Below are 14,829 nucleotides of genomic sequence, written 5' to 3'. Positions count from 1 at the left end.
TATAAAGATTCTTGGTTTACACTGCGTGGCATTGTAGGGAAATAAAAACAACTCAAATGCAGTCACCACCGAATTTGAGTTGCCTTTCACACTGACAACATCTTCACACACAATATAAAGATTCTTGGTTTACATTACGTGGTATTGAAAGGGAATAAAAACAACTCAAACTCGTTCTTTATGGAAGTGAATCCACCGAACTTGAGTTGTCTTTCACACTGACAACATCTTCACACACAATATAAAGATTCTTTTAAGCGAGGCTAACTTGCCTCAAGCTTATGACGAGAGCCTTGCTCTGTGTCTATGGTTAAACTTTAGAGTGTTAGCTCCAATTTGACAAACGAGAAAAATAAACCTAATAGGTGAAAAAAACTAAACTATAGACGTTTGTCTAATACATTAAGATTGGATTACTTTAGAAGCTATCGAGTTAAGCAGTTTTACAGACACAAAAAAAGCGCTATAAAGCGCTTTTTAATATTTAAGGCGGGCTTAAATAATTTGGTTTTCTTTCCAGGCTTGCTCTTTTGCTAAACGGTTTTTGCGTTTATCACATGGATCATCGCAATCACAGGCTTTATCAATACCAACCGAACCTAAACCACCACAGCTGCTTGCCATAGATTTTTTTTGCACGATCATACCAACGGCCATAGCCGAAACTATCAAAATTAGTAAGCCAAAAGTAAGAAGAAAAAGTGACATTGCTTAGCCCCTATTGATCAGCAATTAATTAAACTCAAACATTTTTGAGCGACTGCTATTATATACCCAAATAACGCGAAAATAAACAAGCCAGCACCATACTACAAATAAGGTTTAAATGCAGGGCTTGAATAAGTAACTAAACCCTCATTTGATTTACCTATTAAGTATACCGGTAAATCGTGCTGCTGAGCGTATGCTTGCGCTTTTTCCATACCCATCACAGTAAGTGCAGTCGCTAAACCATCTGCCGTCATAGCGCTTGGATGAAGCACAGTTACCGACACTAAGTCGTGCTTAATAGGCATGCCGGTCACGGGATCAATTAAATGAGTATAGATCTCGCCATCCATTTTATAAAAAATACGGTAATCACCTGACGTAGCAATACCGTTTGTACCTGGCGATAAAACACGGTGTACCTTTCGCTCTCCAGGTTGCGCATCTGGTTGCTCAATCGCAATTTTCCAATCCTGATTATTTGGCTTTTCACCTGCTATACGCAGCTCTCCACCAATCTCAACCATGTAATTGGTAATACTGTGGCTTTCTAATAACTGCGCTACTTTATCAATACCATAGCCTTTAGCCGTTGCCGAAAACGAAAGCTCTAACCCATTAACTGTTTTAGACAGTCCTTGCTCATCTAAAATAAGTTTATCAATACCTATTTTTTCAACCATACTTGCAAGCTCTTCATCACTTGGGCGATTGGTTGGTTTTTTATCAGGACCAAAGCCCCATAAATCAATTAAAGGCCCCATAGTGACATCGAGTGTTTTAGTTGATTCGCCTAAGCGAATAGACTCGCTGATAACAGCCCTAAAATCTTCGCTAATTGGCATAACTTGATTTGCTGGTAATCTGTTAAATGTATTTATTTCAGAGTCTTCTATGTAAGTAGACATAGACTGATTCACATCTTTTAAAACAGCGTCTATTTGCAGCTGTAATTGTGAAGCTGATAGCTGGCCCTGCTCATCGTAATATTTAATATGATAAGTGGTGCCCATAGTCTTACCTTCTAAAAAGGTTTCCCTCGACTCTGGTTTTTCGCCACACCCAGACAGTAATAAGGTCAGTGTGATTAGTAAAAAGGCCATTATGCCTTGTGAAGTACTTACTCGATTCATAACAGCTCTACTTAATAGATTGATAAAATTAAAGAATAAAAAAAGCCTCGTAACACAAGTGCTACGAGGCTGGTATTTTAACCAAAACTAAACTGTTTTGGTATTAGTGTTAGCCACCGAAGTCATCTAGTAAGATATTTTCGTCTTCAACACCTAAATCTTTAAGCATAGTAATAACTGCCGCGTTCATCATTGGAGGACCACACATGTAGTACTCACAATCTTCCGGCGCTTCGTGATCTTTAAGATAGTTCTCAAATAACACGTTATGGATAAAGCCAGTGTAGCCTTCCCAGTTATCTTCAGGTTGTGGATCTGAAAGTGCTGTATGCCATACGAAATTAGGATTTTCAGCGGCTAAGCCGTCAAAATCTTCTACGTAGAACATTTCACGTTCAGAACGTGCACCATACCAAAAGCTCATCTTACGTTTAGAGTTCAAACGTTTAAGTTGGTCAAAGATATGTGAACGCATTGGCGCCATACCAGCACCACCGCCAACAAAGATCATTTCTGCATCTGTGTCTTTAGCAAAGAACTCACCAAATGGACCTGAAATAGTTACCTTGTCGCCTTTTGTAAGTGACCAAATGTACGAAGACATTTTACCACATGGCAAGCTTAGGTTTCTTGGAGGCGGAGCAGCAATACGCACGTTAAGCATAATGATGCCTTCTTCTTCTGGGTAGTTAGCCATTGAGTATGCACGAATTGTTTCTTCGTCTACTTTTGACTCCAGATCGAAGAAACCAAAATGGTTCCAATCGCCACGATATTCTTCAGGAACATCGAAATCTGCATATTTAACATGGTGAGGTGGCGCTTCGATTTGGATGTAACCACCCGCACGGAAAGGCACTGACTCATCACCAGGGATTTGCAGTTTAAGTTCTTTAATGAAGGTTGCTTTGTTATCGTTAGAGATAACTTCACAGTCCCACTTCTTAACACCGAAAATTGACTCTTCAAGTTCAATTTCCATGTCGTTTTTAACATTTACCTGACACGCTAAACGACAGCCTTCACGGGCTTCACCTTTAGAAATGTGATCAAGCTCAGTTGGCAGAATATCACCACCACCTTCTTTAATGTGTACACGACATTGACCACAAGAGCCACCGCCACCACAAGCAGATGATACAAATATACCTGACTCAGATAATGCACTTAAAAGCTTATTACCTGCTGATGTAGTAATGGCTTTGTCTTTATCGCCATTAATACCGATGATGATGTCACCGCTTGCAACTAACTGAGATTTAGCACCAATGATCACTAAAACTAGTAGTACAACGATAGCGATAAAAACACCAACGCCTAAGAAAATCTGATAATCCATGATTTATCCTCGCTACCCTTTACAGTGAAATACCAGAGAATGACATAAAGCCAAGTCCCATTAAACCAACAGTGATGAAGGTAATACCTAAACCACGTAAGCCATCTGGTACGTCTGAATATTTCAGTTTCTCACGGATACCTGCAAGTAATGTAATTGCAAGCGCCCAACCAACACCAGCGCCTATACCATAGACAACAGACTCGCCGAAGTCATAGTTACGCTCAACCATGAAAGATACCGCACCAAATATTGCACAGTTAACTGTGATAAGTGGCAAGAAGATACCTAATGCGTTGTATAGTGCAGGGAAAAACTTATCCAATGCCATTTCAAGAATTTGCACAAGTGCTGCAATAACACCAATGAAAGTTAAGAAACGTAAAAAGCTAAGATCCGCATCTGGATAACCTAACCAAGTAAGTGAACCTGGTGCAAGTACCGCATGGTAAACCAAGTTGTTAACAGGTACAGAAATACCCAATACAACTATAACCGCTATACCTAGGCCAATTGATGTAGTTACTTTTTTAGATACTGCTAAAAAAGTACACATGCCTAAGAAGAATGACAACGCTAAGTTCTCAATAAAAACGGCTTTTACAAATAAACTAATATAATGTTCCACTATTTGCCCCTTACGCTTTAGCTTCTACTTGGTCTTTCTTATAAGTACGAAGTACCCATATGAATAAACCAATGATGAAGAATGCACTCGGTGGTAAGATCAATAGACCCATAGGCTGATACCAACCGCCATCTTGTACTAATGGGATAATATCAACACCGAATAGTGAACCCTTACCGAATAGCTCACGAATGAAACCAACAGTAAGTAGTACTACAGAGTAACCTAAGCCATTACCAATACCGTCAAGGAAAGACATAATTGGTGGCGACTTCATCGCATATGCTTCAGCACGACCCATTACAATACAGTTAGTAATAATTAGACCAACGAATACAGAAAGCTCTTTTGCCGTAGCGTAAGAGAATGCCTGTAATACTTGGTCAACAACGATTACCAACGATGCAATAATTGTCATTTGTACGATGATACGAACAGATGATGGGATCTGGTTACGAATAAGCGAGATAAAGAAGCTCGAAAATGCAGTTACTAATGTCAATGCGATTGACATGATTAACGCATTTTTTAAGCTAGACGTTACCGCTAGCGCAGAACAAATACCAAGTACTTGTAGTGCGATTGGGTTGTTAGCTAAAACCGGACCAAATAGGACCGCCTTCATTTCTTTAGTATCAGCCATTATTTCAATGCTCCTTTACGTACTTTCGCAAGGAAAGGGCCAAAGCCATTTTCGCCAGTCCAAAAGTCAACTGCATGATCAACACCGTTAGACGTTAATGTAGCACCTGAAAGACCATCGATCTTATGCTCATCATTGCCCGCAGTACCTTTAACAATTTGAATTGGAAGTTCTTTACCTTCCCATGTAGCAGTCCACTGTGGATTTTGGATTTCGCCACCTAGACCTGGGGTTTCATTATGCTTGTAAAAGATAATGCTCTTAACTGTTTCAGCGTCGCTTTCAAGCGAGATAAAACCGTACATTAAGCCCCATAAGCCGTAGCCTTGGATAGGAAGAATAATTGCATCAACTGAGCCATCTTCTTTTTTAGAGATATACACCGGCGACTCTTTAGTCACACGTTGAATACCAGCAATATCTTTAACGCCTTTCTCTTGAAGAGAAACACTTAGCGCTGCATCATATTTGCTTTTTTCAAAATCAAAAATTGTTGGGTCTGTATCTACAAACTCACCTGTAGTCATGTTTACAACGCGCGCTTCGATTTTTGCATCAAATGTTTCTAAAACATTTTCAACTTTATCGATACCCGCAGCAGCCAAGATATTGCTTTGAATATCTTTGTTTTTATTAGCTTGCTGTAAAGGACGAAGCTGTACAGAAGCAAACGATACAATGATTGCACACACTAAACATAGTGCTACAACAACTGATAACGTTTTACCGATTGATTCGTTATTACTAGACATTACGTGCCAACCTCCGCTTAATATTAGCCTGCACTACAAAGTGATCGAACAGTGGAGCGAATAAGTTAGCAAATAAGATTGCTAGCATCATACCTTCTGGGAAAGCAGGATTCACAACACGTATCATAACCACCATAAAGCCAATTAATAGACCATATGCCAATTTACCTTTGTCAGTAAATGCAGCTGATACAGGGTCAGTAGCCATAAAGAACATACCAAACGCAAAGCCACCTAGTACTAAATGCCAATACCAAGGCATTGCAAATACAGGGTTAGTTTCTGAGCCAACAGCATTTAGTAAAAACGCAGTTGCTACCATACCTAGGAATACACCTAGTACGATGCGCCAAGAAGCGATACGAACGTAAATTAAGAACAAACCACCTACTAACAATGCAAGTGTAGATGTTTCACCTACAGAACCTTGAATGAAACCGTAAAACGCATTCCACCATAATTCCATGTTTGCAAAGTCTAGTTGCCCGATGAAAGCTTGGCCTAGCATAGTTGCACCAGAGAAAGAATCTACTGCTGTCCATACTGTGTCACCCGAGATTTGAGCTGGGTATGCGAAGAATAAGAACGCACGACCGGCTAAAGCAGGGTTTAAGAAGTTACGGCCAGTACCACCAAAGATTTCTTTAGCGATTACTACACCAAACGTAATACCTAACGCAACTTGCCATAAAGGGATCGTTGCAGGCAAAATAAGTGCGAATAATACTGAAGTAACGAAGAAACCTTCGTTAATTTCATGCTTACGCACAGAAGCAAATATTACTTCCCAAAAACCACCTACTGCAAATGTTACCGCGTAGATAGGTAGGAAGAAACATGCTCCATAGAACATCTTAGCGCCCCAGCCTGCATCAGCGGTTAATTCACCACCGAATAACTGGAACAAACCAACTTGCCACGTGTTTGCTAGTTCAAAACCTTGTGCTAAAGCACCTGCGGCCTGATGACCGATATTGAACATACCAAAAAACATAGCTGGGAACGTCGCCATCCACACTAAAATCATCATGCGTTTTAGGTCGATGTTATCGCGTACGTGTGTCGCGCCTTTATTTACGTAGCCTGGTGTATAAAAAATAGTTGCAGCTGCTTCATACAGTGCATAAAACTTCTCATATTTACCACCGGCTTCAAAATTCGGCTCGATATCTTCTAGATATTTTTTTAAACCCATCTCTCTAGCCTTCCTTCTCGATCGTAGTTAAGCAATCGCGTAGGATAGAACCATACTCGTATTTGCCTGGACAAACGAAGGTACATAACGCTAAATCTTCTTCATCAAGTTCAAGCGCGCCCAATGAAATTGCACTGTCTAAATCGCGTGCAATTAAGTCACGTAATAATAGAGTAGGCAAAATATCTAGCGGCATTACGCGCTCGTAGCTACCAATTGGTACCATGGCACGTTTTGAACCACCTGTTGACGTTGTCATTTTAAATAAACGACTCGGCGCAAGGTGAGAAAGGAATGTACGCGTTACAGAGAATTTATCACTACCTGGTGCAATCCAGCCAAACAATTCTTTTTCGCGACCCTCAAGTAAAACAGATACTTGAACGTGGTAACGACCTAAGAATGCATGAACACCGTTTGAAATAGAACCTGATAGAACAGAACCAGAAATAACGCGGTTATCTCCGTCTTCTAGCTCACCAGCCACTAAATCATCCAATGAAGCACCTAATTGTGTTTTCACTAAACGTGGGTTTTTAACGCGAGGACCTGCAAGCGAAATAACACGATCTGTGTAAATTTCACCAGTAAGGAATAGGTGACCATACGCAATAACGTCTTGGTAACCAATATGCCAAACTTGTTTGCTAACAGAAACTGCATCAAGATGATGGATATGAGTGCCAACGAGGCCAGCCGGATGCACACCACCAAACTCATGTACTTCTACTTGAGCTATAGATGAGCTAGGAACTTGGCTACCTGCTTTTTTACACACAAATACTTTGCCATCGGTCAAACGCGAAATAACAGCAAGACCCGCTTCAAATGCTTGCGCATTTTCGGCAATTATCACTGCAGGATCTGCAGCTAATGGGTTTGTGTCAGTTGCGGTCACGAAAATAGAACTAGGATTTGCATCCACAGCCGCTACTTTACTGAATGGGCGAACACGAAGTGCTGTCCATTGACCAGACTGGATAAGTACTTCTTTGGCTTTTTCACGCTCTAAGCTCGCAAGCTCGTCTGCTTTGAAAGAGTCAAAGGTGATTTGCTCACTGCCTGCTACTTCAATAACAACAGATTGCAGCACACGTTTAGCACCACGATTTATTTCTTTTACTGTGCCAGAAGCTGGAGCAGTAAATAGGACGCCTGGGTTCTTTTTATCTTCAAAAAGTACCTGGCCTTTTTTGACTTGGTCATCCACACGAACATGCATGGTTGGACGCATACCGATAAACTCTTCGCCAAGCACAGCTACACGTTTGACAGCAGAACCGTCATGTATAACTTGCTGTGGCGCGCCCTCTAAGGGTAAATCCAGACCTTTTTTTATATTGATCATACGCACTTGCATTACATTAAAGGAAAGAAACTGAAAAATCGTATCAACCACGTCGCCATTTGAGTTATTCCAAGTTATATCAAGGTACAAAAGAGCAGCTTGCTAGAAATATCAAACAAGCAACGTAGTAAAACTCATCACATATTGTCGAGATTTTAACATCATTTTAGATGACTATGCGAGTGTATTTATGAAAATTATACGACAGAAACACTTATTTAGTTTTGTTAAGTGATTTAAATAAAAATCAAGGTAGACCAAAGTGGTAGCCTAAGCAATTATCGTTCCTGATTTCATCGCAAATTAAACAAATCGCATAATACAAAAAAAGCCGCTATTGCGGCTTTTTATAACTAAGTTCTGTTAGTCAATCATATTAGCAATTGGCTTAACTGAATCTATGTCTTGATCGTAGTCAACACCGTCTATACCAAAACCAAATAAGCGTAAAAACTCATTATGGTAACCAACATAGTCTGTTAGCTCATCAATGCTGCTTGTATCAACACTATCCCATACAGCTTGAACGCGTGCTTGCACATCATCTTCTAGCTCTTTATAGTTTTGGAATAAATGCCCACCGTCGTCAAAGCGAGGCGATTCACCATATAGGTTTTCACTAAATAATGCGTGAATTTGCTCAATGGTGCCTTCATATGTGCCATCTGCTTTCATAACTTTAAATAAAGCAGAAATATATAACGGCATTATAGGAATAGCAGAACTTGCTTGTGTCACTACTGCATTAAGTGATGAAACATACGCCTCACCATTTAAATCTTTTGTTGATTCTTTAATAGCAGCCGTTGCACGGTCTAAATCTTCTTTAGCTTTACCAATAGTAGCGTGTCCGTATATTGGCCATGTTAGCTCTTTACCAATATAAGTATACGCTGTAGTTTTAAAGTTATCGGCTAATACATCCGCTTCTTTTAATGCATCAATCCACATTTCCCAATCTTCACCACCCATTACTTTAATAGTGTTGTCGATATCGTCTTGATTTGCAGCTTCAACCGTAATTTCATCAATTTCACGCTTTGATGTATTTAAGTTTTTAGTGGTTACTGCATTACCTATTGGCTTAAGTGTAGATGAGAACACTTCGCCGGTATTTGGATCAGTACGACGAGGAGACGCTAGGCTGTAAATAATACAATCTACTTTACCCAAATCTGCTTTAATAGTGTCGATTGCTTTTTGCTTGATTTCGTTAGAAAACGCATCGCCATTAATATTTTTAGACCAAAGGCCGGCTTCGTCCGCTGCATCTTGAAAAGCAGCGGTATTGTACCAACCAGCAGAACCTGTTTTACGATCTGTACCTTCTTTTTCAAAGAAAATACCTAATGTTTTAGCACCACCACCAAATGCAGCAGTAATGCGCGATGCCAAGCCGTAGCCTGTTGATGCGCCAATAACTAATACATTTTTTGGTGCACTTTTTAATGCGCCTTGTTGTTTTACATAGTTAATTTGTTCTTGAACATGCTCTGCACAACCAGCTGGGTGTGCGTTTGTGCAGATAAATCCACGAATTTTAGGCTTAATGACCATTGATCATCCTATATCTTTTACAATAAAAATTAGCGCTAGTTTAAAGGCTAATACTAAAAACACTGATCTGATCAGTTAAACACTCATCAAATACTCTAAAACATTACTTAGCTAATTTTAGAGCCACCCATACAATTAGGTGAATCAGGCGCTTCACCGCCCTGCTCTGCATACTCATCGGGTGTATATGTATGAATAGCGAGTGCATGAATATGATTTGCTAACTCATCTTTTAAAATTCCATTAATTTCGCGATGACGTTGTAATAAACGCTTACCCGCAAAACCTTCGCTAACCACTACTACTTTAAAGTGTGATTCAGTGCCAGCACTGTGCATATGGCTTTCGTTAATCACGTTTAAATGTTTACACGCAATGGCGTTGCTTATTTTTTCTTGGATCTGTTGCTGCATTGACATAAAAAGACCGTTTTAATTAGCTAATTTATACACTTACTATAACAATTTAACGCAGCAATTGGCTAACTAAATTGCTTTTGCTTAATGTGCTTTATAAATCGGTAAGTTAAACTTATTCGCGGATGCGCAAGCGTGGTTTGCTTAGGTATTGCATGTTGATAATCTCGTTGGCTATGTCCATTCATTATTAAACAGCTGCCACTTTGTAATTTTAAGTCGGTTACTTTATTGCTCGCCTTGTGCTTTAACTTTAAAACCCGATCAGCTCCTAGAGAGACACACACAATTGTTGGTTTATCACCAAGCTCTATTTCATCATCACTGTGCCATCCCATCGTATCATTACCATCTCGGTAATAATTAACGAGCAATGAGTTTAGAGGCTGGTTTAAATGTGCTTCTAAACGCTTCCGCATATTAAGTAACAATTCATCCCATGGTTCTACTATTTGCTTACTACTTGAATAGCCGTATTCAATATTTAAATCACTCATGAAACATTGCAGTCGTGGAATAGGCCCCGTTTTGCCATAAACGGTTACATCGGGTTGCTGCCAACGTAGGTTTTTTTGCAAATAATAAAATAGATCGAGGCTTTTTTGTGCACTAAGTGCCCTACTTTGATAAGAAAAGCCATTTGGTAACTGTTGGGGGTTGGCGTTTTGCCGTTGCATGTTAGAATTTACCTACATTAGATTACTGATCAACGAACCATTATGACGACGCAAGCCCAGCTAGGCGATAAAACCTTTACTCTTGAACGCTTTCCATTGGATCAAAAAAACCGCAGCTTACAAGCGTGGGATTCGGCAGATGAGTACCTTATCAATTATGTTAACGAACATCACCCAGATTGTCGCTCATTGCTTATTTTAAACGATAGCTTTGGTGCACTTGCTTGTTATTTTAATAAGTTAACGGTTTGTTCAGTTAATGATTCTTATATTAGCCACCAAGCTGCGGCTTATAACTTACAAGAAAACAAGCTGCCTACAGCAGAGTTTACGCAAGTAGATAGTTTGTCGGCATTACCAGAGGATGTAGATTTAGTACTTATTAAAATCCCTCGTAATGTAGGTTTTTTACAGTTCCAATTAAGTGAACTCAGTGAAGTACTTGCACCCGGTACGCCAGTAATTGCCGCAGGTAAAACAAAAGAAATTCATAATTCAACAATAAAATCATTTGAGCAATTTATTGGTGAAACAACAACAAGCCTAGCAGTTAAAAAGTCTCGTCTTATATTAAGCACAGCTAAAGGCGGATATAAAGCAGCAGACTTCCCTATAACATGGGAACTTGAAGGTACTGAGTTTAATATAACAAATCATGCAAATGTGTTTTCGCGTGATTCGTTAGATATTGGTGCGCGCTTCTTTTTTAACTACTTACCAGAAACACCAAAAGCTAAAAGCATTATTGATTTAGGCTGTGGTAACGGCGTTGTTGGATTAATGACGCTTGCTCGTTGCCCTAATGCATCAATTACCTTTGTTGATGAGTCTTACATGGCAGTAGAGTCAGCCCGGTTAAATGTAGAAATTAACCTAGGCGATAAGTTTGATAACTGTGAGTTCATCGAAAACGATTGTTTAACAGGCTTTGAAAGAGACAGTGTGGATATGGTGCTTTGTAATCCTCCATTTCACCAAGCTCAAGCTGTTACCGATCACATTGCTTGGCAAATGTTTAAACAAGCAAAAGATACTTTAAAAGAAGGCGGCGAGCTGCGTATTATTGGTAATCGTCATTTAGATTATCACGATAAATTAAACCGTATGTTCGGAAACTGTAAGTTGTTAGGCTCAAACAAAAAGTTTGTCGTTCTAAGTGCAACTAAAAATAGTGGAATGCTATAAATGAAATTAACAAACATTATAATTGGGTGTTGTGTATTACTAATACTTGGTGGCTGTGCGAATCAGCCTAGCCAAGTAATACTCAATCCTGTTTATAAAAGTGGTCAAATAAGCACTATAAATAGTAGCTTAAGCACCAGTGTAATTGATTTACGTGGCGACTCATCAACACTTAAACTTATTGAATCAGACAAAACTAAAACCTTTGCAAGCCAAGGTCTTACTGAATCTGTTAAAAGTGTTTTAGACAGCGCCCTTAGCCGCAATGGTGCCAGCATTTCTAACTTGGCAACTGTTCGCTTTGAAGTAGATATTCATGCACTGCAGGCTGTTGTGACCGAAAAACTTGTGAGCCATACCAGCGAAGCCCATATAGAGCTTGGCGTGCGCGTTATTCGCGCCTCAAGTAATTTTAGTAAAGTGTATAGAGGCAGTGCTAATTTAGAAGGTCCGTTTAGTCACGAGCGAGTAAAAATAGAAGGTCAGCTCAATAAGTTGACTGAGCAAATTATTACCCGCATTGTATCTGACCCTGAATTAATAGAATTTTTAGAAGGTTAACTATGAAACGACTTTTTTTAATCTGCTTAGGCCTATTTTTTAGTGTAAGTAGCTTGGCAGCCCAAGAAGGCCGCTTTGTTCAAAAAGACAATATTTTTCCACGCGTCGAAATCGTAACAACGATGGGCAGTATTGTTGTTGAACTGGACCGTTCAAAAGCCCCCATTACGGTCAATAACTTTTTAACTTACGTGTCAGATAAGAGCTATCAAGGCAGTGTTTTTCATCGTATTGAGCGCGATGTGGAAAATGACCGCGACTTTGTTATTCAAGGTGGTGGCTACGATAAAGATTACGACGGCTTACACGAAAATGACCCTATTTTTAATGAAAGCGGCAATGGTTTAAAAAATGATATGTACAGCATTGCTATGGCGTATCAAGACCGTGAACCGCACTCAGGAACACGCCAATTCTTTTTTAATATGGATAACAACGATCACTTAAACCCAGGTAAAGATTGGGGATTCGCTGTATTTGGTAATGTAATGGATGGCTACGATACCCTTGATAAGATCATGGCTGTTGAAACAGGGTTTAATGAAAAGATTGGTTACGATTTTGTTCCTAAAAAACCGGTGATCATCTTAAATATTAAAATGCTTGAACAAGTTCCACTGTAATTTATTTAAGAGCAGCTTAGCTGCTCTGCATCAAAGCCAATGAAGGCCCTATGAGCAAATCTCTCTCTATTAGCGAATATTTTTCTTACTTTAAAGACAAACGCTTAATCCATATTTTTATATTTGGTATGAGTAGCGGCTTTCCGTGGGTATTAATTGGCTCTGTTATGTCGGCTTGGCTAAAGGATGAAGGCCTAAGCCGCAGCATGATTGGCCTATTCGGCATTGTATTTGGCGCTTACAGTATCAATTTTTTATGGTCACCGCTCATTGACCGTACAAAACTCCCTATTTTATATAAATGGCTAGGCCAACGTCGCAGCTGGATACTATTGTGCCAGAGCTTTATTTTTATTGGCACCTTATTATTAGCTGGGCTTGATTTAAAAGCTAATTTAGCAATTGTTGCTGCGATTTGTTTGTTAATCGCCATTGCTTCTGCAACGCAAGACATTGCTATTGATGCATTCAGAATAGACACACTTAAAGCAAACGAATCTCACAAAGCAACAGCGGCAGCCGCTATGGCAACATCTGGTTGGTGGACAGGTTATGCGCTTTTAGGTGCAATTCCATTTTATATGGCTGATATCCCCTCGCTCGACTGGCCACAAATTTATTACTTTTTAGCTGCTGTAATGCTGCTGCTAATGAGTGGAGCATTGTTTGCAAAAGAACCTGAATCAAATAGAGAAGCGGTACATGCCGAGCTTGAACGTGTGTACCTTGAAAAACTGTCCTCTACAAAACAAACCCCTCTTACAAAAACTGTTGCGTGGCTCGCGGTAACCGTTATTGATCCCTTTAGAGCTTTTTTTACTAAAAATGGCGTTAAAACGGCACTGGCATTACTTGCGTTTATTTTCTTATTTAAAATAGGCGAAGCGTTTTTAGGACGAATGTCGATTGTTTTTTATAAAGAAATTGGTTTTAGCAATAGCGATATAGCTACATTTTCAAAGGTAGGTACTGCCGTACTTACAATCATATTTACCTTTGTTGGCAGTTTATTTAATCAAAAATATGGCATTGTTAAGGGTTTATTTGTTAGTGGCATTGCGATGGCGGCCTCAAACTTAGCCTTTTCGTGGATTGCTTTAGTTGGCCCTGATTTAAGACTGTATGCCTTTGCTATTGTTATTGATGGGTTTACGCAAGCATGGTCGCTGGTCGCTATGGTGGCCTTTATTTCGATGCTATGCGATAGAGCATTTAGTGCAACACACTATGCATTACTGGCGTCATTAGGGAATTTAGGACGAACGTTACTTTCGAGCTACAGTGGTGTAGTAATTGATGATTGGTTAATGGGAAATTGGTCGCTGTTCTTTGTTTTAACAGCCTTGATGGTTATACCTTCGCTGATATTTTTATACCTGATTAGGCATAAATTATATGAGCTTGAGAAAAATTATCATAAAAATATTTAATGCATCCCTGCATTAACATATTGCTTAGCACTATCAAGTGCCCCTTAAAGTGTACTAAGCAATGTTTGAGTTAATCTACTTTTAGCAAGCTAAGTGCTTCATGTGGATCAACTTCTAGAGCTGTACAATAACGAACAAACTCAATCACATCTAAACGGCGTTCTTGATTTTCAATCTTGCCGATAAACGAATGAGGCGTTCCCAGCACTTGTGCTAGGCTTCGCATTGTATGACCCTTTTCGTGGCGCTTACTTTTAAGCCACTTTGTTAGCTTTGCATTTTCTTCAGAAGAAACTGTTTTGCCCATCATTTTACATCTCCTACTAGATGATTTGACGTACCTATTAAAGCAGTAGTCTCTATCAATAGCTGTAGGCAAGTAAGCAGTCATACCATATTTTCAATAGCAAGCTATTGCTTAACAAAGCATGTGTTGCTACTCACTCCACCAATATAGCTAAAAAACTACGCTAATAATGTGGTAAAGATTTGTTTTTATTGAGAATGAAATTTTGCCCGTCTCATTCTTGGATACATTATATACTATTAACACTTTGGTTAAATAACTAATTACATACTCGGTACAAATATGAAGACGAGTAAATATTTATAAACGCTGAATATTGACCTAAGT

At 39.4% G+C, this 14,829-nt stretch carries 16 protein-coding genes; 4 read left to right on the top strand and 12 right to left on the bottom strand.

Features of this window, described 5'->3' with window-relative positions; translation table 11 throughout:
- Positions 1–495 precede the first annotated feature (495 nt).
- The 11 genes from nqrM to CXF89_RS16160 form a co-directional block, all read right to left on the bottom strand.
- A complete protein-coding gene (gene nqrM / locus CXF89_RS16210) occupies positions 496–708 on the bottom strand; it encodes a (Na+)-NQR maturation NqrM (protein ID WP_007376137.1) in 213 nt (70 codons plus the stop codon).
- Between the two features lie 101 nt (positions 709–809).
- Complete coding sequence (locus tag CXF89_RS16205) at positions 810–1,841, bottom strand: FAD:protein FMN transferase (protein ID WP_121955179.1); 1,032 nt, start codon at positions 1,839–1,841, stop codon at positions 810–812.
- 109 nt (positions 1,842–1,950) lie between these two features.
- The gene (gene nqrF / locus CXF89_RS16200) at positions 1,951–3,180 is read right to left on the bottom strand and encodes an NADH:ubiquinone reductase (Na(+)-transporting) subunit F (protein ID WP_007584893.1); all 1,230 of its coding nucleotides are present in this window, start codon (positions 3,178–3,180) and stop codon (positions 1,951–1,953) included.
- 19 nt (positions 3,181–3,199) lie between these two features.
- The gene (gene nqrE / locus CXF89_RS16195; protein WP_007584892.1) at positions 3,200–3,808 is read right to left on the bottom strand and encodes an NADH:ubiquinone reductase (Na(+)-transporting) subunit E; all 609 of its coding nucleotides are present in this window, start codon (positions 3,806–3,808) and stop codon (positions 3,200–3,202) included.
- A gap of 10 nt (positions 3,809–3,818) precedes the next feature.
- Entirely contained in the window at positions 3,819–4,451 is a 633-nt protein-coding gene (locus tag CXF89_RS16190; RefSeq protein WP_007584891.1) for an NADH:ubiquinone reductase (Na(+)-transporting) subunit D, read from the bottom strand.
- Positions 4,451–5,203: a Na(+)-translocating NADH-quinone reductase subunit C gene (locus CXF89_RS16185; RefSeq protein WP_007584890.1), complete on the bottom strand. Its 753-nt coding sequence runs from the start codon at positions 5,201–5,203 to the stop codon at positions 4,451–4,453. Before CXF89_RS16185 ends, CXF89_RS16190 begins: the two co-directional genes overlap by 1 nt.
- On the bottom strand, positions 5,196–6,398 hold the full coding sequence (locus CXF89_RS16180) for an NADH:ubiquinone reductase (Na(+)-transporting) subunit B (RefSeq protein WP_007584889.1): 1,203 nt from the start codon (positions 6,396–6,398) through the stop codon (positions 5,196–5,198). The genes CXF89_RS16185 and CXF89_RS16180 overlap by 8 nt, the downstream gene beginning before the upstream one ends.
- Positions 6,399–6,402: 4 nt before the next feature.
- The gene (locus tag CXF89_RS16175) at positions 6,403–7,746 is read right to left on the bottom strand and encodes a Na(+)-translocating NADH-quinone reductase subunit A (RefSeq protein ID WP_024608762.1); all 1,344 of its coding nucleotides are present in this window, start codon (positions 7,744–7,746) and stop codon (positions 6,403–6,405) included.
- Positions 7,747–8,109: 363 nt separating this feature from the next.
- Positions 8,110–9,303 carry an enoyl-ACP reductase FabV gene (fabV, locus tag CXF89_RS16170; protein ID WP_121955178.1) on the bottom strand — a complete coding sequence of 398 codons (1,194 nt, stop codon included), beginning with the start codon at positions 9,301–9,303 and terminating at the stop codon, positions 8,110–8,112.
- Between the two features lie 107 nt (positions 9,304–9,410).
- Positions 9,411–9,722 (bottom strand): BolA family protein, encoded by a 312-nt coding sequence (locus tag CXF89_RS16165; protein ID WP_121955177.1) that lies wholly within the window; start codon positions 9,720–9,722, stop codon positions 9,411–9,413.
- Between the two features lie 62 nt (positions 9,723–9,784).
- Entirely contained in the window at positions 9,785–10,396 is a 612-nt protein-coding gene (locus tag CXF89_RS16160) for an alpha-ketoglutarate-dependent dioxygenase AlkB family protein (RefSeq protein ID WP_024589283.1), read from the bottom strand.
- Positions 10,397–10,438: 42 nt separating this feature from the next.
- Between CXF89_RS16160 and CXF89_RS16155 the strand changes: the two genes are divergently transcribed.
- From CXF89_RS16155 to CXF89_RS16140, 4 genes are read left to right on the top strand one after another with little or no spacing between them, the layout of a single operon-like run.
- Positions 10,439–11,581: a methyltransferase gene (locus CXF89_RS16155; protein WP_010555194.1), complete on the top strand. Its 1,143-nt coding sequence runs from the start codon at positions 10,439–10,441 to the stop codon at positions 11,579–11,581.
- A complete protein-coding gene (locus CXF89_RS16150) occupies positions 11,582–12,142 on the top strand; it encodes a YajG family lipoprotein (RefSeq protein ID WP_024608761.1) in 561 nt (186 codons plus the stop codon).
- A 2-nt stretch (positions 12,143–12,144) separates the two neighbouring features.
- Positions 12,145–12,765: a peptidylprolyl isomerase gene (locus CXF89_RS16145; RefSeq protein WP_010555196.1), complete on the top strand. Its 621-nt coding sequence runs from the start codon at positions 12,145–12,147 to the stop codon at positions 12,763–12,765.
- Positions 12,766–12,815: 50 nt separating this feature from the next.
- Complete coding sequence (locus CXF89_RS16140; RefSeq protein WP_010555197.1) at positions 12,816–14,195, top strand: AmpG family muropeptide MFS transporter; 1,380 nt, start codon at positions 12,816–12,818, stop codon at positions 14,193–14,195.
- Between the two features lie 70 nt (positions 14,196–14,265).
- Here CXF89_RS16140 and CXF89_RS16135 read toward each other — a convergent pair whose 3' ends face one another.
- Positions 14,266–14,505 carry a helix-turn-helix domain-containing protein gene (locus tag CXF89_RS16135; RefSeq protein WP_007584874.1) on the bottom strand — a complete coding sequence of 80 codons (240 nt, stop codon included), beginning with the start codon at positions 14,503–14,505 and terminating at the stop codon, positions 14,266–14,268.
- Positions 14,506–14,829 lie beyond the last annotated feature (324 nt).

This window comes from Pseudoalteromonas sp. MelDa3 (genome assembly GCF_002863625.1).
Classification (GTDB): domain Bacteria; phylum Pseudomonadota; class Gammaproteobacteria; order Enterobacterales; family Alteromonadaceae; genus Pseudoalteromonas; species Pseudoalteromonas arctica.
This window is presented reverse-complemented; position numbering and strand designations above follow the sequence as displayed.

Bases quoted from the DNA above. Each gene is read 5' to 3' on its own strand.
- nqrM (WP_007376137.1), bottom strand. From the start codon at position 708: ATGTCACTTTTTCTTCTTACTTTTGGCTTACTAATTTTGATAGTTTCG.
- CXF89_RS16205 (WP_121955179.1), bottom strand. From the start codon at position 1,841: ATGAATCGAGTAAGTACTTCACAAGGCATAATGGCCTTTTTACTAATC.
- nqrF (WP_007584893.1), bottom strand. From the start codon at position 3,180: ATGGATTATCAGATTTTCTTAGGCGTTGGTGTTTTTATCGCTATCGTT.
- CXF89_RS16190 (WP_007584891.1), bottom strand. From the start codon at position 4,451: ATGGCTGATACTAAAGAAATGAAGGCGGTCCTATTTGGTCCGGTTTTA.
- CXF89_RS16185 (WP_007584890.1), bottom strand. From the start codon at position 5,203: ATGTCTAGTAATAACGAATCAATCGGTAAAACGTTATCAGTTGTTGTA.
- CXF89_RS16180 (WP_007584889.1), bottom strand. From the start codon at position 6,398: ATGGGTTTAAAAAAATATCTAGAAGATATCGAGCCGAATTTTGAAGCC.
- CXF89_RS16175 (WP_024608762.1), bottom strand. From the start codon at position 7,746: ATGATCAATATAAAAAAAGGTCTGGATTTACCCTTAGAGGGCGCGCCA.
- fabV (WP_121955178.1), bottom strand. From the start codon at position 9,303: ATGGTCATTAAGCCTAAAATTCGTGGATTTATCTGCACAAACGCACAC.
- CXF89_RS16165 (WP_121955177.1), bottom strand. From the start codon at position 9,722: ATGTCAATGCAGCAACAGATCCAAGAAAAAATAAGCAACGCCATTGCG.
- CXF89_RS16160 (WP_024589283.1), bottom strand. From the start codon at position 10,396: ATGCAACGGCAAAACGCCAACCCCCAACAGTTACCAAATGGCTTTTCT.
- CXF89_RS16155 (WP_010555194.1), top strand. From the start codon at position 10,439: ATGACGACGCAAGCCCAGCTAGGCGATAAAACCTTTACTCTTGAACGC.
- CXF89_RS16150 (WP_024608761.1), top strand. From the start codon at position 11,582: ATGAAATTAACAAACATTATAATTGGGTGTTGTGTATTACTAATACTT.
- CXF89_RS16145 (WP_010555196.1), top strand. From the start codon at position 12,145: ATGAAACGACTTTTTTTAATCTGCTTAGGCCTATTTTTTAGTGTAAGT.
- CXF89_RS16140 (WP_010555197.1), top strand. From the start codon at position 12,816: ATGAGCAAATCTCTCTCTATTAGCGAATATTTTTCTTACTTTAAAGAC.
- CXF89_RS16135 (WP_007584874.1), bottom strand. From the start codon at position 14,505: ATGATGGGCAAAACAGTTTCTTCTGAAGAAAATGCAAAGCTAACAAAG.